The following is a 24,184-nucleotide window of genomic DNA, read 5'->3' as shown; positions in this document are numbered from 1 at the left end:
CTCGATTCGGTGACGTTGCGCTGTCAAGATTGCCGCACGGCATGCGACGGAACCTGTAGCCCTCGGGTTCCACCCAGAGCATGCCGGTCGCTAGGCCATCCGAACTGAGAGGTTCGCACCGTGACTGTCACCGACCACCTCGAATCTCGAATCGCACCCATCGTGCGCAGCCGTCCCGGCTACTCGATCACGACCGAGTCGTACTCGGCAGAACTGACTGTCGTCCGGGCAGCCGGCGATCTCGAGCTGAACTCCTGCGCCGATCTGGAACACGCAATCCAGGATGCGCTGCACAGAGAAACCGTTGTGCTGCTGGACTTGTCGGCGGTGTCGTTCATCTACTCCGGGGCAGCCAGCGTGATCATCGACGCCGCTTCCCGCAGCGCCGGCCGGCTCGAAGTCTTCGCACCGACGCGGCCGGCGCGCATGATTCTCGAAGCCTTGGGTGCGGCGGCGATCGTGACGGATCCGCGCCGGTACTGACGGCTCAGGTTTGCAGAAGGCCGCATCCGGCAAACCCTCGGTGGACAGCGACTCCGGGGCGGCTCTCGTATCGCCGTCCGGAGCACTTCATGCACCGAGGCGAGGATCGACAATGTCCGACCAGTTCAGCAAGACCGACCCCACTTCCGCGTTCCCGATGCCGGAGCGGGCAGAGCAGAATCGCTTGGACCACCCCGGGTTGACGCGCGACATGGTGACCGCGCCCGATCACGGCGAAAACTCCTACCGGGGATCGGACCGTCTGCACGGTCGCAAGGCCCTGGTCACCGGCGGAGATTCGGGAATCGGGCGGGCCGTCGCATTGGCGTTTGCTCGCGAAGGGGCCGATGTCGTCATCGCTCATCTCGAATCCGAGGGTCCTGACGCGCAGGCCACCGTCGACCTGATCGAGAGTGCCGGCCGAGCAGGCAGGGCGATCGCGTGTGACCTGACCGACGAAGATCAGTGTGTCCAGCTGGTGGACACCGCGTCCGAAGTTCTGGGCGGACTCGATATCGTCGTCAACAATGCCGCGTTTCAGATGGCTCAGATGGGCGGCATCGCCGACATCACCACCGAGCAGTTCGATCGCGTACTCAAGACCAATCTGTACGCTCTGTTCTGGATCTCCAAACGCGCTGCGGAAACCATGGACGCAGGCGCGACCATCATCAACACCACCTCGATTCAGGCATCGAATCCATCACCGGAGCTGATGGATTACGCCACCACCAAGGCGGGAATCGTGGCCTTCACCAAGGGTCTCGCCGGCGACCTGGCAGCACGTGGGATTCGAGTCAATGCCGTTGCACCAGGACCGATTTGGACCCCACTGATCCCGGCCACGATGCCGACCGAGAAGTACGAGAAGTTCGGCGAAACCGTTCCTCTCGGACGACCCGGCCACCCCGCGGAGCTGGCTCCGGCGTATGTGTTCCTGGCATCGAACGAGTCGAGCTACATCACGGGCGAGACCATCGCCGTCACCGGCGGCACGCCGTTCAACTGACCCCGTCGGCGTTTGTGTGGTCACGCCACGCCAGAAGCACACCGCTACCCTCGGGGCGTCGCCACGGCAGGAACATCGCAACAGCGATTGCGCACGCCATGGCGGCTCCGACGGTGACGAACGATGCGAGCTGAAAGCCTTCCAACGAGGCCGCCTTCATCGCGTAGATCAGGTCCGCCTTCTGCGTCGCGAAGATCGGGTTGGTGGGCGCTTTCACGATCTCGATGACGCTGACAACCGTTTCGCGCGCGAACGCTTTTTGGTACGGCTCCATGATCGCGTCAGGTATGGCGTCGATTCTCGGACTCACCTGTGCGGTGTAGATCGACGCGACGATCGATCCGAGCACGGCAACTCCGAGGGTTCCGCCGACCTCCCGGGTGGTGTCGTTCACCGCGGAGCCCGCACCTGCTTCGTCGAGCGACACCGAAGACATGATCGATTCGGTGGCCGGGCCTTGCACGATTGCCAAACCAAGGCCCATCAGGACCATCGACACCACGACCGGCCCCAGATAAGGGGTTTCGACCTTGACCTGGCCGGCGATGAACATTCCGACGCTCATCACCACCAAGCCGAAGACGATCACGGCCGTAGTTCCGATGCGCTGTGCGATCACCGTGGCCATGGGTGCGCCGATCGCGATGGACACCGCGAAGGGCAGAGAGTGGATGCCGAACTGCAGCGGCGTCAGCTCCATCACACCTTGGAAGTACTGGGTGATCATGAACAGGAAGCCGAACATACTGAAATAGGCGACGGCAATTGCCAAGGCCGGCAACGAGAACCGCCTGTTCCGAAACAGATTCAGGTCCAGCACCGGGGATGGCGTCCGAAGCTCCCACCAGACGAACCCCGCAAGGGCGACCGCACCGGCAACGTAGGCAACGACACTCGTCGCAGACAACCATCCATTGTGCGGCGCTTCGATGATCGCCCACACCAGCACTGTGATACCGGCCAACGACAGTGCGATACCCAGCGGGTCGTATTTCCCGACGTGCTCGGCCCGCGATTCCGGAACACACCACACAGCCGCGATCAGAACCAGCAGCGCCACAGGAACATTGATCCAGAACACCGAGTGCCACGAGAAGTGCTCGAGCAGAAAGCCGCCTGCTGTGGGGCCGATTGCGATCGCGAAACCTGCCATCGCAGTCCAGGCGGCGATGGCCAGCGCACGCTCCTTGGCGTCGGTGAAGATATTGATGATCAGCGCGAGGGTTGCCGGGAACACTGCTGCGGCACACACACCCATTGCCGCCCGAGCCAGGACTACCTGCCCCAGATCCGCGGCAAGAGCGCCGCCGACGGACATGACCGCAATACCGGCCAGCCCGAGAATCATTACTTTTTTGCGGCCGTAACGATCACCGAGGTGACCGAACGCAAGCAACAGTCCGGCAAACGTCAGCGTGTACGCGTCGACCACCCACTGAAGCCCGCTGATATCGGCACGAAGCTGCAACCCCATGGAGGGCAGCGCAACGTTGACGACGGTGTTGTCGAGTACGACGAGCAACTCGGCTGCGCAGATGACGAGCAGCGCCAGGTATCGCCGACTCCGCGGCGGGGCATCTGCTCGGTGACGGGAAGTTGTAGGCAACGACATGAGGATCCCTTCGGCTATGACGATCGGCATAGCTCTCGAAGGAAAAGTAACTGTAACTGCGCGTTATAGCAACAGCGCCGACTGCGCCCGGCTCACGGACGAGGAGGGTTCGACGCGTCCAGCACCGCCCCGAGCAGGCCCAACAGTTCGGTTTCCGTCCGGTCCAGAGCGGTAGTGGATCGCTGCGCCTTGGCCACGATCAGCGCGCCTTCGATGGCGGCGATCGAGAAAGTCGCCAACGTGTAGGACCGCTCGCGGGCCAATCCACGCTGCCACAGGGACGCCGCGATCACGTCCTCCCAGGACGAGAAGGACTCACCTGCCGCCGTGACAGCGGCCGGCGCATGCAGCCCCTCGAGCGCAGCAGGCGCGACCGGGCACCCTGCAACGTAATCCGTCGCCAGCAGCTCGCTGCGGAATCCGTCGATGATCGCCCGTACGGTTGCCGCCGGACCGGCCGAAGCCAGGCCGGCCGAGATCATCGCACTCATCGCGGCACCCGCGGTTCGCGTTGCCTCCTCCACCAGCTGAGGCTTCCCGCCAGGGAAATGGTGATAGATCGAGCCACGCGGCGCGCCCGCGTGATCGATGACGTCGGCCAGCGAGGTGGCTTCCACTCCACGCCGACGGAACAATTGCGCGGCGCTGCGCAGCATGTCTGCCCGCGCGCTACTCCGATTGGCCATTCGAACCCTTCTCGACCGTTATTGACGTAACGCGGAGTTACACCTAGAGTCGCAGTGTCTATGCTGCTGAGCATAGCCCGCAACGGCTATTCACTGGAATCGGAGCAACGCCATGTCCCCCGACACCGAGGTCGTCGACCTGAGCAGCCCTCTCACACTCGCCTGCGGGCAGATCCTGCCGAACCGCGTGATGAAGTCGGCTCTGAGCGAGGGACTGGCGACGGCCGAGCATGCACCCGATTCCCGCCTCGAGACGCTGTACCGCCAATGGGGTGCGGGCGGCTACGGCCTTGTGGTGACCGGCAACGTCATGGTCGACCGATCCCATCTCGGAGAACCGGGCAACGTCGTCATCGAAGACGACCGCGACCGCGACGCACTTGCTCGGTGGGCAAAGGCGACATCCGACGGCGGTGCACCCATCTGGATGCAGCTCAATCACCCGGGCCGACAGGCCAATCCGATCGTCACCCGCACCAAGCCCGTCGCACCGTCCGCCATTGCCCCCAACATCCCGGGCATTCCGGCACCGCGAGCGTTGAGCGAGAACGAGATTCGCAACATCATCGATCGATTCGCTACGGCAGCAGCTGTGGCCGAGTCGGCCGGCTTCGACGGCGTCCAGATCCATGGCGCACACGGCTACCTGGTGTCTCAGTTCCTGTCGCCATTGTCCAACGAACGCGACGATGCCTGGGGCGGCGACCTCGACGGGCGAATGCGGTTCGTTCTCGAAGTGGTCCGCGCCATCAGGTCAACGGTGTCCCCCAGCTTCGCCGTGGGAATCAAACTGAATTCGGCAGACTTCCAGCGCGGCGGGTTCAGCGAAGAAGAATCGCGGATCACCGTCGAGCATCTGGTCCGCGAATCCATCGATCTGATCGAAATCAGCGGTGGTAGTTACGAATCCCCCGCAATGATGGGCACCTCGAGCACCCGAGCGCGCGAGGCCTACTTCCTGGAATACGCGCGGACGGTACGCGACGCCGCAGGAACGGTGCCACTGGCCGTGACCGGAGGATTTCGCACCCGTTCGGTGATGAGTTCGGCGGTCCAGTCGGGCGAGTGCGACATGGTGGGTCTCGGCCGTCCAACGGCCCTCGACCCGGCCGTCGCGAACTCTCTGGTCGACGGCACGCTGGATCGGGTCGAGTCGCCGCGCGTGGCTCTGCGCGTCCCGTCGAAGTCCAGCGCGTTCAAGCAGATCAACGGCGCTCTCGATCTGCAGTGGCACACCGACCAGTTGCAGCTCATCGGCGCTGGGCGGCAACCGAATTCGAGCCGTCCGGCGTGGAAGACTGCGGCCACGATGGTGCAGCGCAACGGCTGGGACGCGTTCCGTAACCGTCGCGGCACGGGCAATCCCACCAGCGCTGCCAGTGCTGCGAAGTTCCGACGCGAGCGCTTGATCGGCAAATACGTCGCGAATCCCGTCGTCAACGGATTGACATCCATCGGTGTGACCACCTCGCTGGTGACCGACATCGAGACGGTGGGCCGCAAAACCGGGCTCGCCCGGCGCGTGCCGGTGTCGGCGTCCTTCGACGACTCCGGTGCGTGGTTGATCTCCCAACACGGAACCAGATCCGGCTGGGGAGCCAACATCACCGGCGAGCCGAGGATCCGCATTCGCGTGGGCAGCCGGTGGCGCACCGGAACAGCAACGTTCGCGCCCGACGACGACGTCGCCCTCCGAGCACGATCCTTCTCGAACAATCCGGTACTCGGACGCATCATCGGTGCCGGCTTCCGAGCGCTCCAGACCACCCCGATCTCGGTTCGTATCGAGTTCGACGACTGACCGGTCTCGCTTGGTCCGACACCCGTCGGACGGGGTGGACTCGAATTCCTCCACGCGACAAGTGACACAGGCCACACCCGCGGTGATGATTGGTGCATGACCAACTTCCCCACTCTCGACCCCGAACTCGCCGCAGCCGTCACGATGCTTCCGAGCATCGATTTCGGCGACGTTCCGTCGGCGCGGTCGACGTTCACCTCACTCCTCGATGCCATGCTCGCCGATCTGTCGATGGACGGAGTTTCTCTACGCGAGCTCACCGCCCCCGGGCTCGACGGTGCTCCGGATGTCGTCGTCCGATTTTTCACGCCGGAGCAGTCGGACGGGCCGCTGCCCGTGTTGGTATGGATCCATGGCGGCGGATTCGCAATCGGGACAGCCGCTTCCAGTGATCCCTACTGCGTGGATGTCGTCCGGGAACTCGGATTCGCGGTGGCGAGCGTCGAGTACCGGCTCGCCCCCGAGACCCCGTTTCCCGGGCCCCTCGACGACTGCTACGCCGCGCTCACGTACATCCACTCGCACGCGGACGAATTGGGAATCGACCCGACGCGGATTGCCGTGGGAGGGCAGAGCGCCGGTGGTGGCCTGGCAGCCGGAACGGTTCTCCGAGCTCGCGACGAGGGCGTCGTTCCGGTGGCGTTCCAGTTGCTCGAGATCCCCGAACTCGACGACCGCCTCACCACCGTGTCGATGACCGAGTTCGTCGATACACCGATGTGGCACCGCCCCAACGCAATCCTGTCCTGGCAGTACTACCTGGGCGAGTCCTACAGCGGACCGGACGACCCGAACGTCTCGATCTACGCCGCCCCGGCTCGCGCCACCGATCTTGCCGGTCTCCCACCGACGTACGTCTCGACGATGGAGCTCGATCCGCTTCGCGACGAGGGCATCGACTACGCGGTGCGGTTGCTGCGAGCCGGAGTGAGCGTCGAACTGCATTCCTTCCCCGGCACGTTCCACGGCTCCGCGCTGCTGGCGACCGCGGAGGTGAGCAAGCGCGGACATGCCGAGGCGTTGGACGCCCTTCGCCGGGGCTTGCGCCTTCGTGTACCCGCCTCGTAGCGTCGGTCCATGCAGGGACTGATGTACCGGCTCGCGGAGCTCGACGCCGACTCCGCGGGTCTGGTGCGCGTGATCGACTATTTCGACGCACTGATCAGGCACGGCGCAGACACGTCCGCGATGCTGCGCGCCAGCGCGGCGTTGGCCGACTGCGTCGTCGGAATCGACGTCGTCGGCACGTCAGGCGGACACCGCCGGCATGCGCGGTGCGATCCGAAGGGCCGCTGGCTCACCCAGGCCGTCGCCGAGCGGTCTGCGACCAAGGACGTCATCGTCGACGACGTGGTGATGGGCTCGGTGTGGATCGAGCGGGTGGGCCCTGCACTGGCACTCGACGAGATGCTCGTCGATCGAATGGCCCTGACCGCAGCCATCATTCTGGTACCCCGGCACACACTGTCCACCGCCGAACACACCCGAGCGGTGTTGTTTCCGATCGACGACATCGCACTGTTGAGTTCGCTGACCGCGTTGCACATCGAGCCGACCGCACGGGTACGAGTTGCCATTGCTGCTGCCGGCTCTCCGACGGAAACCAGCATGCCGACCGCCGGACGATCCACCCCGATCTCGGTGGACGACCACGCGATGTATCTACTGCAGGGTGAACCGTCCGCAGCCCTCGTGGGCTCCGGTTGCATAGGCGTTTCGTTGGCCCTGACGGCGTCCGAACTCCATCGACATCTCGGAAATGCACGGTTCGCTCTGGCACAGGCCTGCGAGCTCGAGCCGGTGGTGATCGCCGACAGATTCGGCGCATTGAATCTGTTGGCGAAGGGAAATACGTTGGCAATCAGCGATATTCCCGATCTCGTACGCATAGCCGAACTTCGCACGACCACTCACGGGGTCGAGCTCATCAGCACCCTCCGCACCTATCTGGGTTCGGGCAGCTTGCGTGCAACCGCCGACCGGATGCATCTGCACCACAGCAGCGTCGCGCATCGTCTGGCCAAGATATCGGAGGCGGTCGGCTATCCGGTCGATTCCATCGAGCAACGTGCCCGTGCAACGGCAATGATGATGGTGCTCGACGGCAGTGGTACCGGAGTCGCATAATCACTCGATGGCACCGATACCTACGGGGACACTGAGAACCACCGACACCGGCTTCGCCCTCGAATTGAGCAGAACGATCGCTGCACCACGCGAGGACGTGTGGGCGCGCCTCACCGAATCGTCCCGGACGGCACTGTGGTTCGGTCCGTGGGAGCGCATTTCGGGCGACACCATTCGAGTCACCATGAGTTTCGAGGAGGGCGAGCCGGCCTCGGACATGATCATCGAAACATGTGAGGCACCGGGCCTCCTGGCAGTACGGATGACCGGCGAGGGCCAGTGGCCACTCAAGGTCCGCCTGACCGAGAGAGACACAGCGACCGTTCTCGTGCTCGTACACAGCTGCGAAAGCACGGACGGTCTGGGCGACATCGGACCGGGGTGGGAGTACTACCTGGACATGTTCGTCGCGGCCGGAAACGGCAACCCCCTCCCGAGTTTCGACGACTACTACCCCGCGCAGCAGGAGTACTACACATCGCTGCGCCCGCAATGAATCAGTGGTGTCGGAGCGCGTCGATGAGCTCCTCCTTCTTCAGTTTCGAGTAACCCTCGAGGCCCAGTTCTTTGGCTCTGTCGGTCAATTCGTCCACGGTCCAGTCCTCGTAGGATCCGGACTTCCCACCTTTCTCACCGATCTGCTCCCTGCCCTCTTTCGCGGCTGCGTTCGAGATTCGAGCAGCCTTTTCCTTCGAGTTGCCTTCTTCGCGAAGCTTCTCGTACAGGCCCTGATCCTTCAACTGCGGCTGGTTCTCGGTTTCGTTGTTCTTCGCCGGCATCGAAAACTTCCTCTCGCTGGACTACATCGATTGTTGGAGCCCTACCCGGTGTGCAGGACGACAAACCCATCTACGCGTGGTGTGCATCGAGTGTCATCGGGTAAGCGAACTGGATGCACTTGGATCGACCGGCCTCAGCGGGCCCGGACACCACCGACAACACACATGCCACCGACGCAGACGTCGCGCCCCTCTCGGTCGGTGTGGTCAGTGACGACGGCTTCGCGTCGACCGTCGCGTCCGCCATCATCGAGAAGTTGCCCGATCACGCGATGATCGACGGGCACCGGCGAGAATTACGGGTGTCCGGAGCATCGGTTCCGCTCCCACCCACCGCAACCGGTGCCGCCCCACTCGGTCAATGGCTGGCATCGGTGCAAGCCACCGACAACTACGACATCGTCTTGTGTGTCTCGGAGGTTCCTCGCCGTCTCGGGTCGCGCCCGGTGATCGCCGAGATTCGCGGCGGTACGACAGGCGCCCTGTACGTGCCCTCCTTCGGAACACTGGCGGTCCGGCGACGCGCCGTCTCGGCCGCACTGGCGGTGTTGCACGAGTTGATCGAAGCCGACGACCCCTCACGGCAACCACGGAGATACTCTCGCTCTCGCTGGGCTCCGAGTGATTCCGGGGAAGGTGCCGAAGTTCTCCTGACGTCGAGCATATTCGGGCGAATCAGGTTGGTATCGGGAATGATTCGGTGTAATCGTCCGTGGCGATTGGTTCCCACGTTGTCGAGCGCGCTTGCAGCCGCGAGCGCAGCGTCCGCCTTCGGTGTGTTCTACGCGAGCATCTGGCAGATGGCAGCGTCGATGAGCCTCGGACGACTGGCGATGATCGGAGTCACCGCGGTGATCGCCATGACGGTGTGGGTCGTCTTCCCCAACGGGCTGTGGGAGAAACGATCGTTCCGAAGCTCGACGATCGATCGCTGGATGTACAACGCAGCCACTCTGGGAACGGTCCTGACCGGTGCGCTCTGCATGTACGCGCTGCTGTTCGCAGTCGTACTGTTCTCGGCAGCGGTGGTCATTTCGCCGGACTTCCTGACTACACAGATCGGTCGCGACGCAACTCTTGGCGACTATCTTTCCCTCGCATGGCTCGCCGCTTCGCTGGGTACGGTGGCAGGCGCAGTCGGCTCCTCCGTGGCAAATCGCGAGGACATTCTCGGTGCCACCTACGGTCACCGCGAACTGATACGTCGAGAGTCGGCGAGCGCGTCCTCGTGACCACCGTCGAACCCTCGGCGTTGTGAGTGAGAACAACCATATGTGGGTACGTTCGGGATATGCCATACCTCGAACGAGTTGCCGATGTCTTCGTACTGAACCTCGGAAGCCGAGGTGTCGACGACACCGAAAACCGCATCAGTCCGGATTGGGTTGCCGAGATCAACACTCTGCTCGACGAGGTCCAGGCCAGTTCCGGTGCTGCTGCGCTCGTCACGACAGCGACAGGCAAGTACTTCTCCACCGGAGTGGACCTGTCGTGGGGTGCCGAGAACCTCGACCAGATCAACCGATTCATCGGCACCGTTCAGGAGATGTTGGTGCGCTTTCTGACGCTTCCGATGCAGACGGTCGCGGCCATGCAGGGACACACTTTCGGTGGTGCCGCATTTTTCGTGATGGCGCACGACTACCGGATCATGCGATCCGATCGCGGCTTCCTCTGTTTCCCCGGTGTCAACATCGGCGCGACCTACAGCCCGGGAACCGTCGACATGGTGCGAGCGAGACTGGCGCCCCATGCCTTCCACGAGGCACTCACCACCGGACGCCGCTACGGCGGAGGTGACGCCATGGCACTCGGACTGGTCGATGCCGTATCGACCGCCGATTCACTGCTCGACGACGCCGTCGCTCGCGCCGGCGAACTGGCCGGAACGCGAGGCGACGTTCTCGGCGAAATCAAGCGAACGATGTACGCCAACGAAATTCGGTCACTGCTCAACCCGGTTGCCGGCGTCGACGAGATGGAATGGGCCTCGAACTAGGTAGGCGCCTCATTTTCCAGTCACGAGGGGCGCGACCTCGGTACCGAGCAATTCGATGCCGCGAAGCAGATCGCGGTGCGCCAGCCGTGGATTGGTCATCTGTAGCGACAGTCGATCCACACCGCCCAGTTGCTCCCCGACTCGAAGAATCTTGTCTGCCACCGTCTGCGGATCGCCCATGAAGAACGCGCCGTTCGGGCCGGAAGTGGCGTCGAACTGTTGCCGGCTCGGTCGGGCGAATCCACGCTCACGGGAGATCTTGGTGAACATCTCGTTCCAGCCGGGATAGATGGTGTCGGCTGCAGCCTGGGTTGTCTCGGCGACGAAGCCGAACACGTGCAGACCCACCTTCAACTGCTCGGGCGGGTGACCCGCTTGCGCGCCGGCGCGGCGGTAGAGGTCGACGAGCGGAGCGAACTGGCGTGGCTCGCCGCCGATGATGGCGATCATCAGCGGGAGTCCCAGAAGTCCTGCGCGAGCAAAGGATTCAGGGGTGCCACCTACACCGACCCAGATCGGCAACGGGTCCTGCAGTGGGCGCGGATAGATCCCCTGACGGTTGAGCGCCGGACGGTGCCGACCCGACCAGGTGACTTCCACGTTGTCGCGGATCTGCAGCAGGAGGTCCAACTTTTCGGCAAAGAGCGAGTCGTAATCGGCCAGATCCAGACCGAACAGCGGGAACGATTCGGTGAAGGAACCGCGACCCACGACCAGGTCGATCCGCCCTTTCGAGATCAGGTCCAGGGTGGCGAACTCTTGGAACACCCGCACCGGATCGTCTGCGCTGAGTACCTTGACGGCGCTGCCTAGCCTGATGTTCTCGGTTCGCGCAGCCGCGGCAGCCAGGATGATCGACGGGGCCGAGTCGTAGTACTCACTGCGATGATGCTCGCCGATGCCGAACGAATACAGCCCAACCTGATCGGCGAGTGCGATCTCCTCGAGCAGGTGACTCATGCGTTCCTCTGGAGCGATCACCCGGCCATCCGTCGGGTCGGTCACGGAAGAAACGAAACTGTCGACGCCCAGATGCACGATGGGACCTTTCGATCGATGATGGACGTATTCGTCAGCGTAGGTGAAACTTCAATTATTCCGCGGCAGACCAGAAGGGGCGTCTATTCTCCCCAGCGTTTCAACTCGTCCCCCGCGAAGTACATCTGTTGACTGCCGCCGAAGCGAACCAACAGTTGGTGCATCTCCTCGTAGAACCAGACCACGGTTCCGTAGACACCACTCATGGGCCCGCTCAGCGGTGTCACGCCGTCGCCTATTCCGAATCCGTCCATCCCTGCACCGTACCGATCTAGGTTGCCGGAATCGGACAACCTACGCACACTCGCCGTTAGGCTTATCGCCCTCCGCGCTTACGTGCGCGCCGTTCGTCCAGCTTTCGCTTTCCGTAGCCCCATGTGATGCGGCCGAGACCCTCGAAGAGTCGGCTGGAGAGACTTCTGCGGCTGCTCATACCGTGGCCTCGTTTCCGGTGGTGATCATGTTCTGTTGGTCCCTTTCTCGAAGCAGCAAGCCTTTCCGGTACGCCGTGTACCTGGTAGCTGCGCCGAGTAAGTCGAATCGAACACGAGCAAGCACACATCGCTCACGCGTGATCTACATCACTGACTATGTACCGGGTACCGCGTCAGGCCTGTGCGACAAGTCGGTCGATCCACTCGAGCAACTCGGGGTAAGCAGCGATGTTGGTGGCCGTATGGTCGACTGCGGGAACGAGATCGGTTCCGAAATCGAACTCCCGAACGATGATGTCGGTACCTCCGGCGGCGCGCCAGCGCTGCGTCAGGAGTCGGCTCTGCTCGATCTCGACAGAACGGTCGTGGATGCCGTGAACGATCATCACGGGAACGGCGGGCGCGGTGAATCCAACGGTGTTCGCCGCCGTCAGTGGGCCCAGTACGGGACCCAGCATCAGCGCGCTCAGTGACGTGCCGTCCCCAGTCAGGTCCTCGGACCGCAGTGATCCGTAGGCGAGCGCGTCGGTGTTGCAGAAGGCCAGTGCCGCATCGAGAGCTGCCCGTCCGCGATCATTGAACAGAGCGCGGATTCGGTCGGCCTGGTCGGGGTGCGCGCCGATCAGGCCGTCGATCGTATAGAGCATTGTCGCGGCCCACGCGGAGCCGTCCTGGCCTTCGACGCGGACCACAGGATCGGTCGGTGCGGCACCGACGAAGGCCCCGACCACGGACACGTCGGGCGCGTACGTGGAGGCGAGCTCTGCGGCGGCAGCCGACGCGACGCCGCCCGCCGAGTAGCCGTAGAGCACGACGGGCGCGTCGGTCTCACGTGCCGCGGCCCGGGCCGAGTCCAGTAGGGCACGGCCGCTGGCGACCCGGCCGAGGAACTCGTACTCGCCCGGGGTTCCGAGACCTTGGTAGTCGGTCGTGACCACCTGGTACCCCTGCGCCAACAGCGGCAGCAGCGCCGGCATCGTCGTTGTCAGTCCCAATTCGGAGGAACCCGAGCAACGGTCGGCGATCCCGTAACTGCCCGGCGCATAAGCGATCACGGGCCGCGGTCCAGGACCCGACCACGGACGGTTCGGTGTGACCAGAAGCCCCGACACCGCCACCGCACGATCACGGGGATCGGCAGATCGGTACAGAATGCGCTCGGTGTGCGAGCCCAGAAGGTCGAGCTGCGGCACGGGTTCTCGGCGCACGATGGACCCAGGTGCGTACGCCTCCAAATCGGCAACGGGAGCACCGTAGAAATCGGCACTACCCGGTGCCGCCGAGACGGGTGCGGCCGACAGAACGAGGGACCCGATAAGGACGGAGAGGGCGAAGGTGACGGAAAGGAGTCTCATCTCGCGGCCAAGTATGCGGCCCCGAGTGCTGATCCGCATTCGCTGTTCGCCGTCTTCCCGCTAGTTTCCCGACTTGATCCATGTCGGGACAAGGGTGCGTACCTGCGGTGCACCGGCCAACAGCGGTGCCACTTCACGTTCGTACTCCCGATAAGCGGGACGCTGGAGAAATGTGACCGCATCCTCGGCGGTGCGGTAGTGCTGAAACGCAGTGATGCGATCGGGATCGTCGGAATCGAGACAGTAGTAGTACGCGAGATGCCCGGGATTGTCGAGCACAGCCGGAGCCATGTGCTTTTCCCACAGGGCTCGGACAGCGTCGCGCTGGTTCGGCTGGGTCGTGTGAGAGACGACCACCGTGACGCCGGGGCCGGCCTCGGGTTCTGTTGACATCTCGCTTTCCTTTCGGTCGACGCATCCAATGCCAGCGATCATGCACCATGGGTCGGACATTCGACGGTGACGCGTTGATACCAGAGCCGGATTTGTCCGGCCTGTAGTGTCGCCGATCATGATCATGAGAGCTGTGGCTAGATTGGCGGTCGTCGCGGGTGCGGCCATCGCGTCGACGGTCTGCGTTCCGGCGCTGGCGCATGCGCACCACGCGGAATTCACACCTCTGCCGGTCGCTTACTCACTGGGAGAGAACTTCTCGGTACCGTGCAGTGGGCAGTTGACGGGAACTGTCCATACACCGCACGACAGGCCGGGGCAGGTGACGGTGTCCGTGTCGTGGCTGCCCTTCTTCACCGGTCAGTGTCACAACGCAATATTCGTGAACTACTGGTCGGCCGCCGGAGGGAACGGGCAGGGAAGCGGCAATCGATTGATCCTGCTGCCCTTCGCTTCTCGGGCGTTCGAGCCACTGACAGGAGAAATCACCTTTCCGATGCCATCGGGTGGGGGTTCGATGACTGTCGCGACCAACGCCGTGAGCACGACATACCTCGATCCGTTGGCAAACACTGTGCGGTTCGCCGTTGCGTGACACACACGCTCCGGAGTCGTAGCTCATGGATAAGCGGTTACGTCCGTGATGTGGTCTGCGTGGCGACTGAACCGGACATCGCTGCTGATCTCGCTGAGCATCATCGCGATCCTGATCGTGGCAACCTTGACGGCTGGGTTCTACGTTCCACGCTATCCGCAGGTATCGTGGTCGTTCTTGCGAATGTGTTCTCGATGGAACGATGTCGGGCCGTGCAGACCGGAGACCGCACTGACCTTGTCGACGCTGTGTGCGTTGCTTCTACCGTTGCTGCTTGGGATGTTCGTCGGAGTCCCCGCATTCGCCCGTGAAGTGGACGCACGTACCCATGTGTTGGCGCTGACCCAGTCCACGAGTCGAATCAAGTGGTACCTCGCGCCCGTCATCGTTGTCTTCCTACCCATCTCGGCGGACATGACGTGTCTCGGCTTGGCACTGCATTGGGCAACGGGCCTGTCTCGGGATTCCTCGAGCGTCCTTGTTGGATCGTCCCTCAGTTTCTCGTGGTTCGACTTCCCTCACTTCGAAACAGCCGGCGTCGTTCTGGGTGCTTACACACTGCTGATGCTGCTCGTCGGGAGCACGTTGGTGCTGATGTTTCGCAGCGGAGTTATGTCCATGCTCGCCACCCTCTTCATTTTTCTCTTCTTCGTTCCGGTGGCGTTCACGTGGATCGCACGCGAGCACTACGGATCGCCCACCGTCGAAAGTGAACCGATCAACGGCTTGTATCGCGAATCGGAATATCCCCCGGACCCGTACTACACCACCGATGGAACGTGGGTCGTTCACGCCGGGTACGTCGACGCCAGCGGGGCGGCCATAAGACCTGAAACAGATCGTTGCGCGCAGCCGTACCCGGACGATTACTGGAATCCACGTCCCGGGGATACGAACGAGGAGCGTACGGAGCGCACTCGACTCGAAACCCTCGATCGTGCAGCACGATTCGACGAGTGCCTACGTGAGCAAGGCGTCGACCGCTACGACATCCGTTTCTACACCGAAGACAAGTTCTGGCGATTCCAAGCCATCGAAACCGGCCTCATGCTCACATTCGCTCTCATTGCGAGTGGCATGGGAATGTGGAGAGTCCGGCGACTGACCTGAGAACGACTGTCGGCAGCTATTTACGAAAACCGACTTGCTCATCGCATGACAATGGTCTGCGAGGGGTTGTCGACGAGCGTGCAAGTATCGACCTCGATGCGACAGTGGTCTGAGCAGGAAGGGAACCCATGAATACAATGCGTCCGCGATCCTCGAAATCTGCCTGGTCGACGGCCGCTGTGATTATTGCGATCGTGGCAGTCGGCGTCGTCGTGGCGGGACTGCTGCACAACCCTCAGCCCGATGCGATAACGATCCCCGGGTGCGACGAGGTTACGCAGCCCGAGGACCTGCACCGCGTCAATTTCGCCTACGTCCCGAATGGGTCCTACGACAATGCGGATTACCCCTGGTTCTCGCGAGCCAAGGCGGCCGCGATGTCTGATGCACTGGCCGGAGCGCTACCCAGAGGTGCCACTGTAGAGCCCGATTCGATGGGGCCGAGCTTGGTGTTCGGACCGATCAGTAGTTCCCCGGGGGGAGGCATCTCCGGCGGAGACACCAGCGCAAATGGATTCCTGTCGATGGGCAGCGTCGAGGGTGGCCTGACGGTCACTGTGAGCAAGTCCGATCAGCCCCCAGGCCCGTGTTTCGCCGGCTACGTCGACGAGCGCCGCACCCTGGCCGACGGAATCGTCGTCGATATTTCTGGCGGCGAGAAGAACAGACGCGTTCAGGCATTCGTACCGGACGGCAGTCGGATCGATGCCTCTTCGGCTGGACTACTCACGGTCGAGCAATTGATGGACATCGTGACTGCACCGGGTTTGAGAGTGAGCGTCCCAGTACCCTCCTGATCGGGGCATCGAAAACGATCACCGGAGTGTTGGGCCCGTCGAGTTGTGCTCGGTCGAGTGCGGATCCGCACGGTAGATTCGCTCGACCGGTCTACGACCGTCAGACATGATCCACTCTGCCGGACGCCTGTCGACCAGCGTCCAGCCGGTGCGTTCGTACAGTTCGATCGCTTTGCCGGAGCGCTCGATGACGTCGAGCATCGACGCACCTCCAATTCGCGCCTGCCGCAACAGCGCATCTCCGACGAGCGAGCCCCGGTGTCCCGGTCGCACGAAGAGTCGGGACACCCAGAGGCCGCCTGCCTTGTCGACGATGACGACGTGTCCGACGATGCGATTGTCATGCTCGGCAACCCACGCGGCCGCCATGTTCTCGGGTGTCAACCAGTCAGCCGGATCGTGTGGCCAACGATGCGGATAATCGTCGGATTCGTGGACCTCGATCAGCGCCTCCACACACCGCGGCAGGTCAGCTGGATCTCTCGATCGGACGACCACCATCGATCCAGTATCCCGCACCGACAGCCGTCAACGCTGATCAGGTCGCTCGGACACCAGCGATCGCGCACGGGTGGTTTCTGTTCAACGACGCCGACCCCGAGCCTTCACGTCCCACCGCACCTCGGCTCCGTCGCAGATCATCCGAGAAGCCTTTGGCAGCAACATTTTCGACGATTCCTGGACCACCGCATCGTGGGAAGCCACAGCCCAACGCGACCCCGAGTTCATCGTCATCGTCGATTACGTTGCCGGACGGTCGAATTCGGCTCCTCCTCGAAACGTATCGGTTAGACAGAGCTGCCAGAGACCGAATCAGGTTCCAGCGCTCAACTTTCGATCGTTACGATCGGCGATGCCTGCTGCACGGTGTACGAGGTCCACGGCAGGGTTGCGAGGACGTCGGGGAGGCCGGGGTAGTCCGAGACCCACGCTGTTGTGGGATCGACGCCTTCGGTAACGCACGATGCCAGCGCGACATAGGTGCCGGCCGGGATATCGGTGACGTGTTGGGTACTTATTCCGACCTGGCCCGCGTCGTCGGTCGAGTACAGCGACTGACCGTTGCCGACGACCTCCCACACTGGAGGCAGCACTCCGCCCGGTGCGGGAGCCAACGATGTGCCGCAAGTCAGTTCGCTACCGGAATTGTTGGTGATCGTGTTTGTCACGGTCGACCCGTCGACCTCGAACGCGTACGTCACGTCGGTCGACTGCGCCGCCGAGGCCGTCGCGGGGAACACCAATAGTGCTGGGGCGCAGAGTAGAGCCCCGAGCAGAGGTCGGCTGGTCGATTGCATGGCAATTCTCCTCGTTCGAGCGAACTATGTCCGGGTCGACAGTCTGCCTCAAAAAATACCGATCAGCATCTTTCGAACCGAATGCAGCCTGAGGTCGCACAAACAGGATCGAGAACCGTTGTGTCGGTGTCAGATTGCAGACGTCTACCGTCCACCAGTTCCCTGCCCCGATTCTGCACGCTTCTTGATGTACGCATTCCGAACGCACAGGACGCGCCGAAGATACAGCTTACCGGGGACGTCCAGGATCACAGCGCCGAGTCGTCCGCCACGGAATGTCACCGACATGATGTCGACCATGTGCGTGTGTTCACGTCGTGCGAGAAACAAATGCTCGTGACGCATCGAGGCAAAGGGGCCGGTGACCTGCTCATCCACGAAATATCGTGAGGGCTCGTACTCCGTGATGCGACTGGTCAAGGTGAACCACACGCCGAGGTGCCTGGAACGGATTTCAATTTCGTCGCCCAAGCGAAGATCACTTCGACCCGAGTCGACCCGCACGCTCTCACCGAACGAACCCTGAGACTGGGCGTGAACGACAGCATCCGATTCCAGATCGAAAACCACTGCCGGGTCCGCGTCGATCGACGTCGTCACCCTGATGATGAAAGACATCCGCACAGCTTCGCAGGACACCTTCCGCTGATCCAGACGGCCTTCCACACAGGCGGAATCCGCTACGTCGAGCGTGTGAGAATTCGGCTATGCCTGCAACTTGGGAAGACTTCACCTTCGGTTTGGAGGGTGTCAATGCCGATGTCGAGGTCGTTGGCATCGTGGAGGTCGGTGATTGGGTTCTGGCGGTCGCACCGTCCGTGGCGGGTTTGGCCGATGAGCTGATGGCACCGTTGTCGGTCGGTGGTGAAGCCATCACTTTCGCCACTCAGGTGGGTCACTGCAATTTCGCCCAGTGGGTCGACGGTGCCCGAACGGCGATGTTCGATGCACTCCTGAACTGACTCCGGAGCTGTTGCGCAGCGCGCAATTTCAGATTGGTGACTCCCTCGAATAGTGGAGGTTGGCCCCAGGTGTCGCTAGCTCGACCAAGGAGTCGTCCGTTCAGCGGCCAAGCTTTCAGCCGGGCCTCTCGGTCAAGCCGATGCACGCGGTCGGGGGAATCCTTACAGCGGCTGCGTCCCAACACGGCCGGACGCGGTGTCAGCGTGCAGTGATGTCTGCCGGGTCGCGCACCAGGGCAGCGGACGCGCTGTCGATCGCGTCCCGCAGACGCCGCAGTCCAGGGTCGGTGGCCGAGCTGGTACGCGCAGCGCAGAACAAGTGCCGGGTCACCGGCTGTGCGAGCTCGAGCAATCGCACCCCTGACGGAAGCCGGTCGACGGCCAGATCGGGGACCAGCGCGACACCTGCTCCGGCGTCGACGAGCGCGAGGAGCACCGCGAAGTCGGTGGCCTCGGCGACCACGCGGGGAACGAAACCGGCAGCCCCGCAGGCGCGGAAGACCATGTCGTAGCAACTGCGTTCACGACGAGGCGCGAGCCAGTCGTCGTTCGCGAAGTCGCGGAGGTCGGCGGGCTCGGCGCACTGCCGGTCCGCCGGCACCGCGAGCCACACCGATTCGGATCGCAGCGGCCACAACGACACGTTGCGCGCATCGACGGGTTCCATTGTCGAATACGTATGCGTCACTGCGAGATCGGCGTCGCCGGAGCGCAACGCTGCCATGGATTCGTCGGGCTCCATCTCGATCAGTTCCAGCTGCACCGAGCCGGCACCGGACGTGCGCAACGCGGCCCACGTCGCTGCGATGATGGTGCGGGCGGCCGACGGAAAGGCCGCAACCCGGTAGGTACCCGAGGCACCGTCACGGAGAGCTCGAATTTCCATCTCCGCCAAAGTCAGTCGTTCGACGACGTCGACGCCGTGCCCGGCCAGTACACGTCCCGCAGGTGTGAGCCGGACGTTGCGGCCGTTCTTTTCGGTCAGCGCAACGCCGACCTCCTTCTCCAGAGCCGCCAGCTGCATCGACACCCCCGGAGCGGTCTGACGGAGGCACTCGGCCACGGCAGCGATCGTCCCGAGTCGTTCGAGCTCGGCCAGCATGCGCAATCGGCGGGGATCCAACACCTAACGGGACCTTACGCATCACATCAAAACAAGTAAATAGCGCTTTATGTATCGAGAGAGCAGGCTGAACCATGCCCAATTACCCTTCGTCGCCCAGGTCGAGCCTCGCCGCAACCGCGGTGGCCGGCGCGGTGGTCGTAATTTCCTGGGCCAGTGCGTTTCCCGCCATCAGAGTGGCCGCACCGGAACTCGGTGTGGTCGGTCTCTCCCTCGTGCGCCTGGTGGTCGCCGCCGTCGCGCTGCTGTCCATCGCGCCGATCATGGGTGTCCGATTGCCGGCACGCCGCGATCTTCCGCTGGTCATCGCGTGCGGGTTCTTCGGCATGGCCTCCTATCAAATTCTGCTCAACTGGGGCGAATTGCACGTCCCAGCGGGCACCGCGAGCATCATCGTCGCGTCCGCGCCGCTGGTCAGCATCGCCATCGCCGCAGGGGCGTTCGGCGAACGGCTGACCGTAGTCAAGGTCGGCGGTAGTGCGGTGGCCGTCGCCGGTGTCGTGCTGGTGTCCACCGCCCGCTCGGACATCTCCGTCTCGTCGGCGATCTGGATCGTGATCGCTGCCGCCGTCGTCCAGGGGATCTACCACCCGCTGACCAAACCCCTGCTGCGCCGGCACACCGGGCTGGAGGTCGCGACGTACGGGATGGTCGTCGGGGTGGTCGTGACGCTGCCCTTCGCCGGTTTCGCGTGGGCGGACATGGCAGACGCGAACGCCGGCTCGTGGTGGGCGGCGGTCTATCTCGGAGTCGTTCCGTCCGCTCTCGGCTTCGTCATGTGGGGATACACCGTCTCCCGCGTCCCGGTCGCCACATCCACCTCGTTGCTGTATCTCGTTCCTGCCGTGGCGATCCTGATCGCCTACCTCTGGCTCGACGAGGCCCCTGTACGCGCCGAACTCTTCGGCGGCGTCGTGGTCATCGCCGGGGTCGCCACGGTGACACTGGGCGACCGCGTGCGCTCGCGAATCCACTCGCCCCACCCTCGACGCTCCGACGCCGACACAGCTGCAGCGGCCGTTCGGCGCGGGCGAGCCGTACGACGAACACAGCTTGCTGATCGTCAGGGACCCGGCATGGGGCGGAATGCCCACGGATACGAGCCGCGTTCCAATGTGAGGACTCGAAAAGCTGAGTAAGCGATGGCCGGAGCGTCCACACGCGTCGAACCGCTACCCAGCGTGGTCCAATCCGCCGCACGATTCGCAGGTCAGCAGCATGGCAGCCGGTACCTGACTCCCTGTGTGTGCGATTGAAGGTCAAGTCTCCGAAACGCCCTGAGCCACTTATGAATCCGCAGGTCACAGAGTTATCCATTATCGCGAAGCGTGCGGACGCCCAGACACGCCCGGACAACAAAAAGTGCCCCTGACCAGCGATTACGCTGTTCAGGGGCACTTGGTGTGCGCCATCAGGGATTCGAACCCCGGACCCGCTGTACCAGAGATAACAATTCACGTGGATGCACTCGCGTCCATCTTCGGCCCGTTGAGCTGGGTGTCCGGCGAATCGAGTGACCATCGACGTCCGCGTGAATCCATCCGGGTAGGCCCCAAAGTGATGAGTAAGCGATGACCACCGGCGACCTGCTCCCGGTCCATCTGAGTCCCGTATGGTCCCCCATCGGCTAAACGGACTGCCGTGGCCATTCAACTCCACCACGATTCAAAGTGATGAGCTCCCTCGAACTGCTTGGAACCCGAGCATCGGGACGAGGACACGCTCCGGACACGCCGCACCGAAGAGAACTTGCCCGTGCAGTGCCCATTGCCGTGGACTGCGAACCGCAGGCTACACCAATCCCGATGACCGCCGTTCACGAAATATCACGGCCGAAAAGGTATGCCGGATCGTCGTCGACGATTTTCGCGAACATCATTCGCAGCGGTTCTATGTTCTGCTCGGCCGCGCAAGATGGCATGCGCGGTGCAGTTCAGTCAGCTCGATCGCATCCCACGCCAGACCACGCCCCGACTCGGACAACAACTGATCGAAGAACTCTCTTTGCGTGCGGCCGTTTCCCTCCCGAAAGGGATGGGCAAAATTCACGAAGTCGTACATCTCCGCGAGACGGCCGGGTAGGACTGCGTTCGAGATCGAATGGAGCTGCTTCGTCTCGGCGATCTGCGCAGCGATGTAGGCGACCGGCCGCCCAATGTCGTTCGGCGTCATGAAGGACTCATTTTCTTTCTCGATACCTACCGTCCGCAGTTCACCGGCCCACTGAAACACATCTTGAAACAGATACTGATGCAATGCCTTCAAGTGATCAAGGTCGTACGTTCGCATCACGGCGACGGGGTTGTTCCGCAGTTCGGCTACCCGCACTTCAACGAGATCGTTCTCGGCAGCGGCCAGTGCTTCCCTCGTTATCGCTCCCACGCGGTTACGCAGCACAGAAGAGCCCGGAATGAAATACCCGGCCCAATCGAGGTCGTAGTCGCCGGTATCCCATGGGGGTGCGTCATCCACCGCGAGGCGATCCTGATCAGGAAAGGTTGTACCGGCTGCGCACCCGATGCCCGAGCTCGGCTATGTCGATCTCGCCGCGAACATAGGCATCCTGGTCCGCACGGGTCGCGTCGGTGCTGCGTGCACCCTCCAGGGCGCTATTGGTGCGGGCAACATGGATTGCTCGCGCACGATCCCCTGACGGTCGTCGTATCGACATCGGACTCCTCCTCAACTTGACCCACACTACTGCCAAACAGGCCAAGACAGCCGCACCACAACGCCGACCACGATCGACCTGCCGACCCGGATTCTCACCCTGCCATCGCTGGACAGAACGCCTTCGGAGAATCAGGCAGACGCGCTGTGTCCGCGCAAAATAGCACTTGCACGTACAGAGGCCATCCGCCGCGGACTGCGATGCGTAGGTTTCGGTGCCAATGCCGGTGACCGCCGTTCACCAAAGATTGCGAGCGAAAAGGCATGCCGGATTGTCGTCGACGATCCTCGCCAACAGGCTATTGCCATACGGCACGAGTTAGCTGACGCCACCGCGCGGCGCAACCACATAGGTCGCCACTCTAGATTGCGGTGGTCCGACTATCCGGGGACGTGCCAGCAGCCTCGACCAGTCCCAGGGCGGGTTTAGTTCCAGTAGACTTCACACCTGATTTCAGGTCAAACTGGCTATTAAAGCCCTGGGAGGCAAGATGTTGGTTAGCATTACAGATATATTTTTGAGGGTCATATTGGGAACGGCCATCTTGACTACCATCTATTCAGCTCTTCGCAGTAATTGGCCTACCAGCTACTTTTCCGCGTCGGATTTAATGACCGACTGGTTTTCTGTAAATCTACACCGATATCTTCTATTCCGGTTTGTCCCAGTTTTCCTGGTCTCCCTTTGCGCCTGCAGTGGTCTGGAGAATCGCTTTACCGAACGCATGACTGTTGGTAGCGCGATCGCAGTAGTTCACATTTCGCAAACATCTCTTCGGGCCGCAATAGCCAACCGGGCAGATCGAATACAGAACCGCAGCGCCGCTATCATCGCGCAGAGTTTAATCATTCTTGGTGTATTATTGACCACCGCTGCAGCCATACTCTGCCAGCCACTTGTCTCAAACATATTGCCTCACTGGTCAGATTACTTCCAGGCTTTGATTACAGCAGTGTTCGTGACCTGCTTCGGATTCGCAGCCATTGCGATCACCAGAAGGCGAGAACAGGGCCCGGGCGAATCTGTCGAAGTACTGGAAAACGATTTTGTCAGTTTGATCATCAGATGGTCGCATCATTACAAAGTTGATTCGGACGTCGCCCTTGCTATCTTCGCGACTGAAAATTCCCAGCGGCCGAAGTGGGTAGGACGGGCAGAGAAGATGCTCGGTCGATTTGGATTAGTCCGGACCTTTGGAATTGGTCAAACCTCGCCCACTCCGCCGACTTCAATGGATGAAGACGTACAAAACACCCTTGCACCGCTCGCAGGCAGCAACTTTTCGGGAATCGACCAGTACGGGCGTCGAACTTGGGCGGAGGTCTATTTCGAGCGCCACAACCAAAGTCAGACATTCGTCGAATTCGCCGCTCAACGTTGGCAAGAATACGACAACCGCACAAAAAAGACCGAATGGATTGGTTCGACTGGCAACCCGATTCTGCGGAGCTCCTATCAGCTCCGAAGAGTTGCACAGACATTCATCGCGTCTGGAACCGCAACAAAAGATGTAAAAGTTCTGATCGCGACGGGTCCAGATGGTTCATCACAGGTTGTCCAGCTACCGCCGGTATCCAACAGAGCAGATGGGTTACGGGAATGGAACGTCTCATCCCCGCTGATGTCGGGCGAATTACGCATCGAAGCTGTTCTTAATACACCCAATATCGCCGCGACACCAGACGCCCGGACGGTTACCCTTTATGGTTAAGGCTGGCCCTCTGGACTAGAACCGAACGGTTTTCGTTGGACACCGCGCCGGGCCGCGAGGCGCACCGTTCACTATAAATACAGATCGACCTACGCAGCTGCGTCAGTTTGCACCACTGATCCTTGGCAGTAAACTGCCGATGTGTACTGACCGGCATAGGAGCACACCATGAGGCCTGTTGGAATAATCTAACCTACATCA

The 24,184-nt window shown here is 62.3% G+C and carries 26 protein-coding genes and 1 pseudogene; 14 read left to right on the top strand and 13 right to left on the bottom strand.

Translation table 11 applies throughout. The features are described 5' to 3' along the window. Nucleotides 1-120 precede the first annotated feature (120 nt). Nucleotides 121-483: an STAS domain-containing protein gene (locus BH93_RS10485; protein ID WP_037177196.1), complete on the top strand. Its 363-nt coding sequence runs from the start codon at nucleotides 121-123 to the stop codon at nucleotides 481-483. A gap of 112 nt (nucleotides 484-595) precedes the next feature. After that, the gene (locus tag BH93_RS10480) at nucleotides 596-1,492 is read left to right on the top strand and encodes a glucose 1-dehydrogenase (RefSeq protein ID WP_037177194.1); all 897 of its coding nucleotides are present in this window, start codon (nucleotides 596-598) and stop codon (nucleotides 1,490-1,492) included. Here BH93_RS10480 and BH93_RS10475 read toward each other — a convergent pair. Then, a complete protein-coding gene (locus tag BH93_RS10475; protein ID WP_037177791.1) occupies nucleotides 1,485-3,104 on the bottom strand; it encodes an MFS transporter in 1,620 nt (539 codons plus the stop codon). The genes BH93_RS10480 and BH93_RS10475 overlap by 8 nt on opposite strands. Before the next feature lie 92 nt (nucleotides 3,105-3,196). Then, nucleotides 3,197-3,790: a TetR/AcrR family transcriptional regulator gene (locus BH93_RS10470; protein ID WP_242459180.1), complete on the bottom strand. Its 594-nt coding sequence runs from the start codon at nucleotides 3,788-3,790 to the stop codon at nucleotides 3,197-3,199. Between the two features lie 112 nt (nucleotides 3,791-3,902). On the opposite strand from BH93_RS10470, the gene BH93_RS10465 reads away from it, so the two are divergent. From BH93_RS10465 to BH93_RS10450, 4 genes are all read left to right on the top strand, one after another. After that, the gene (locus BH93_RS10465) at nucleotides 3,903-5,591 is read left to right on the top strand and encodes a nitroreductase family deazaflavin-dependent oxidoreductase (protein ID WP_037177190.1); all 1,689 of its coding nucleotides are present in this window, start codon (nucleotides 3,903-3,905) and stop codon (nucleotides 5,589-5,591) included. A 96-nt stretch (nucleotides 5,592-5,687) separates the two neighbouring features. After that, complete coding sequence (locus BH93_RS10460) at nucleotides 5,688-6,659, top strand: alpha/beta hydrolase (protein WP_037177186.1); 972 nt, start codon at nucleotides 5,688-5,690, stop codon at nucleotides 6,657-6,659. A 9-nt stretch (nucleotides 6,660-6,668) separates the two neighbouring features. Continuing rightward, nucleotides 6,669-7,718: a helix-turn-helix domain-containing protein gene (locus BH93_RS10455; protein ID WP_242459179.1), complete on the top strand. Its 1,050-nt coding sequence runs from the start codon at nucleotides 6,669-6,671 to the stop codon at nucleotides 7,716-7,718. Between the two features lie 7 nt (nucleotides 7,719-7,725). Then, the gene (locus BH93_RS10450) at nucleotides 7,726-8,214 is read left to right on the top strand and encodes an SRPBCC domain-containing protein (RefSeq protein ID WP_037177184.1); all 489 of its coding nucleotides are present in this window, start codon (nucleotides 7,726-7,728) and stop codon (nucleotides 8,212-8,214) included. A gap of 1 nt (nucleotide 8,215) precedes the next feature. Here BH93_RS10450 and BH93_RS10445 read toward each other — a convergent pair whose 3' ends face one another. After that, nucleotides 8,216-8,497 carry a DUF7218 family protein gene (locus tag BH93_RS10445; protein ID WP_037177183.1) on the bottom strand — a complete coding sequence of 94 codons (282 nt, stop codon included), beginning with the start codon at nucleotides 8,495-8,497 and terminating at the stop codon, nucleotides 8,216-8,218. A 113-nt stretch (nucleotides 8,498-8,610) separates the two neighbouring features. On the opposite strand from BH93_RS10445, the gene BH93_RS10440 reads away from it, so the two are divergent. Both BH93_RS10440 and BH93_RS10435 read left to right on the top strand, forming a co-directional pair. After that, nucleotides 8,611-9,729: a hypothetical protein gene (locus tag BH93_RS10440; protein WP_052065824.1), complete on the top strand. Its 1,119-nt coding sequence runs from the start codon at nucleotides 8,611-8,613 to the stop codon at nucleotides 9,727-9,729. A 59-nt stretch (nucleotides 9,730-9,788) separates the two neighbouring features. Next, complete coding sequence (locus BH93_RS10435; protein WP_032379278.1) at nucleotides 9,789-10,496, top strand: enoyl-CoA hydratase-related protein; 708 nt, start codon at nucleotides 9,789-9,791, stop codon at nucleotides 10,494-10,496. A gap of 9 nt (nucleotides 10,497-10,505) precedes the next feature. Here the strand turns inward: BH93_RS10435 and BH93_RS10430 are convergent, their stop codons facing one another. The 4 genes from BH93_RS10430 to BH93_RS10415 all read right to left on the bottom strand — a co-directional run bounded on the left by BH93_RS10430 (nucleotide 10,506) and on the right by BH93_RS10415 (nucleotide 13,716). Beyond that, nucleotides 10,506-11,534: an LLM class flavin-dependent oxidoreductase gene (locus tag BH93_RS10430; RefSeq protein ID WP_032379279.1), complete on the bottom strand. Its 1,029-nt coding sequence runs from the start codon at nucleotides 11,532-11,534 to the stop codon at nucleotides 10,506-10,508. 83 nt (nucleotides 11,535-11,617) lie between these two features. Then, nucleotides 11,618-11,788: a hypothetical protein gene (locus tag BH93_RS10425; protein ID WP_155291123.1), complete on the bottom strand. Its 171-nt coding sequence runs from the start codon at nucleotides 11,786-11,788 to the stop codon at nucleotides 11,618-11,620. 353 nt (nucleotides 11,789-12,141) lie between these two features. Then, the gene (locus tag BH93_RS10420) at nucleotides 12,142-13,323 is read right to left on the bottom strand and encodes a lipase family protein (RefSeq protein WP_037177182.1); all 1,182 of its coding nucleotides are present in this window, start codon (nucleotides 13,321-13,323) and stop codon (nucleotides 12,142-12,144) included. A 60-nt stretch (nucleotides 13,324-13,383) separates the two neighbouring features. Then, on the bottom strand, nucleotides 13,384-13,716 hold the full coding sequence (locus BH93_RS10415; RefSeq protein ID WP_052065914.1) for a putative quinol monooxygenase: 333 nt from the start codon (nucleotides 13,714-13,716) through the stop codon (nucleotides 13,384-13,386). Between the two features lie 118 nt (nucleotides 13,717-13,834). Here BH93_RS10415 and BH93_RS10410 point away from each other — a divergent pair, with 118 nt between their 5' ends. From BH93_RS10410 to BH93_RS10400, 3 genes are all read left to right on the top strand, one after another. Then, a complete protein-coding gene (locus tag BH93_RS10410; RefSeq protein WP_242459178.1) occupies nucleotides 13,835-14,311 on the top strand; it encodes a hypothetical protein in 477 nt (158 codons plus the stop codon). Between the two features lie 45 nt (nucleotides 14,312-14,356). Then, the gene (locus tag BH93_RS10405) at nucleotides 14,357-15,421 is read left to right on the top strand and encodes a hypothetical protein (protein ID WP_155291122.1); all 1,065 of its coding nucleotides are present in this window, start codon (nucleotides 14,357-14,359) and stop codon (nucleotides 15,419-15,421) included. A gap of 128 nt (nucleotides 15,422-15,549) precedes the next feature. Next, a complete protein-coding gene (locus tag BH93_RS10400; RefSeq protein ID WP_155291121.1) occupies nucleotides 15,550-16,218 on the top strand; it encodes a hypothetical protein in 669 nt (222 codons plus the stop codon). Nucleotides 16,219-16,236: 18 nt separating this feature from the next. Here BH93_RS10400 and BH93_RS10395 read toward each other — a convergent pair whose 3' ends face one another. The 3 genes from BH93_RS10395 to BH93_RS10385 form a co-directional block, all read right to left on the bottom strand. Continuing rightward, nucleotides 16,237-16,719 carry a GNAT family N-acetyltransferase gene (locus tag BH93_RS10395; protein ID WP_242459177.1) on the bottom strand — a complete coding sequence of 161 codons (483 nt, stop codon included), beginning with the start codon at nucleotides 16,717-16,719 and terminating at the stop codon, nucleotides 16,237-16,239. 326 nt (nucleotides 16,720-17,045) lie between these two features. Continuing rightward, nucleotides 17,046-17,516: a hypothetical protein gene (locus BH93_RS10390; protein ID WP_037177178.1), complete on the bottom strand. Its 471-nt coding sequence runs from the start codon at nucleotides 17,514-17,516 to the stop codon at nucleotides 17,046-17,048. A gap of 144 nt (nucleotides 17,517-17,660) precedes the next feature. Continuing rightward, entirely contained in the window at nucleotides 17,661-18,134 is a 474-nt protein-coding gene (locus tag BH93_RS10385; protein WP_037177779.1) for an SRPBCC family protein, read from the bottom strand. An 89-nt stretch (nucleotides 18,135-18,223) separates the two neighbouring features. Here BH93_RS10385 and BH93_RS10380 point away from each other — a divergent pair, with 89 nt between their 5' ends. Beyond that, complete coding sequence (locus BH93_RS10380; protein WP_037177177.1) at nucleotides 18,224-18,478, top strand: DUF6461 domain-containing protein; 255 nt, start codon at nucleotides 18,224-18,226, stop codon at nucleotides 18,476-18,478. Nucleotides 18,479-18,677: 199 nt separating this feature from the next. Here BH93_RS10380 and BH93_RS10375 read toward each other — a convergent pair whose 3' ends face one another. After that, nucleotides 18,678-19,604 carry a LysR family transcriptional regulator gene (locus BH93_RS10375; RefSeq protein WP_037177176.1) on the bottom strand — a complete coding sequence of 309 codons (927 nt, stop codon included), beginning with the start codon at nucleotides 19,602-19,604 and terminating at the stop codon, nucleotides 18,678-18,680. Nucleotides 19,605-19,675: 71 nt separating this feature from the next. Here BH93_RS10375 and BH93_RS10370 point away from each other — a divergent pair, with 71 nt between their 5' ends. Continuing rightward, a complete protein-coding gene (locus tag BH93_RS10370) occupies nucleotides 19,676-20,740 on the top strand; it encodes a DMT family transporter (protein WP_080739260.1) in 1,065 nt (354 codons plus the stop codon). Between the two features lie 677 nt (nucleotides 20,741-21,417). Here the strand turns inward: BH93_RS10370 and BH93_RS10365 are convergent. Both BH93_RS10365 and BH93_RS10360 read right to left on the bottom strand, forming a co-directional pair. Beyond that, nucleotides 21,418-22,073, bottom strand: a pseudogene (locus BH93_RS10365) (Fic/DOC family protein). Nucleotides 22,074-22,089: 16 nt separating this feature from the next. Further along, nucleotides 22,090-22,272, bottom strand: coding sequence for an antitoxin VbhA family protein (locus BH93_RS10360; protein ID WP_080739259.1), 183 nt, complete (start codon nucleotides 22,270-22,272; stop codon nucleotides 22,090-22,092). A 544-nt stretch (nucleotides 22,273-22,816) separates the two neighbouring features. Between BH93_RS10360 and BH93_RS10355 the strand changes: the two genes are divergently transcribed. After that, nucleotides 22,817-23,983 carry a hypothetical protein gene (locus tag BH93_RS10355; protein ID WP_155291120.1) on the top strand — a complete coding sequence of 389 codons (1,167 nt, stop codon included), beginning with the start codon at nucleotides 22,817-22,819 and terminating at the stop codon, nucleotides 23,981-23,983. Nucleotides 23,984-24,184: the final 201 nt, after the last annotated feature.

The organism is Rhodococcoides fascians A25f, from assembly GCF_000760935.2.
In the GTDB taxonomy this organism is placed as follows: domain Bacteria; phylum Actinomycetota; class Actinomycetes; order Mycobacteriales; family Mycobacteriaceae; genus Rhodococcoides.
The sequence above is the reverse complement of the archived record's forward strand: the minus strand, read 5'-3'. Positions and strand labels throughout refer to the sequence as shown.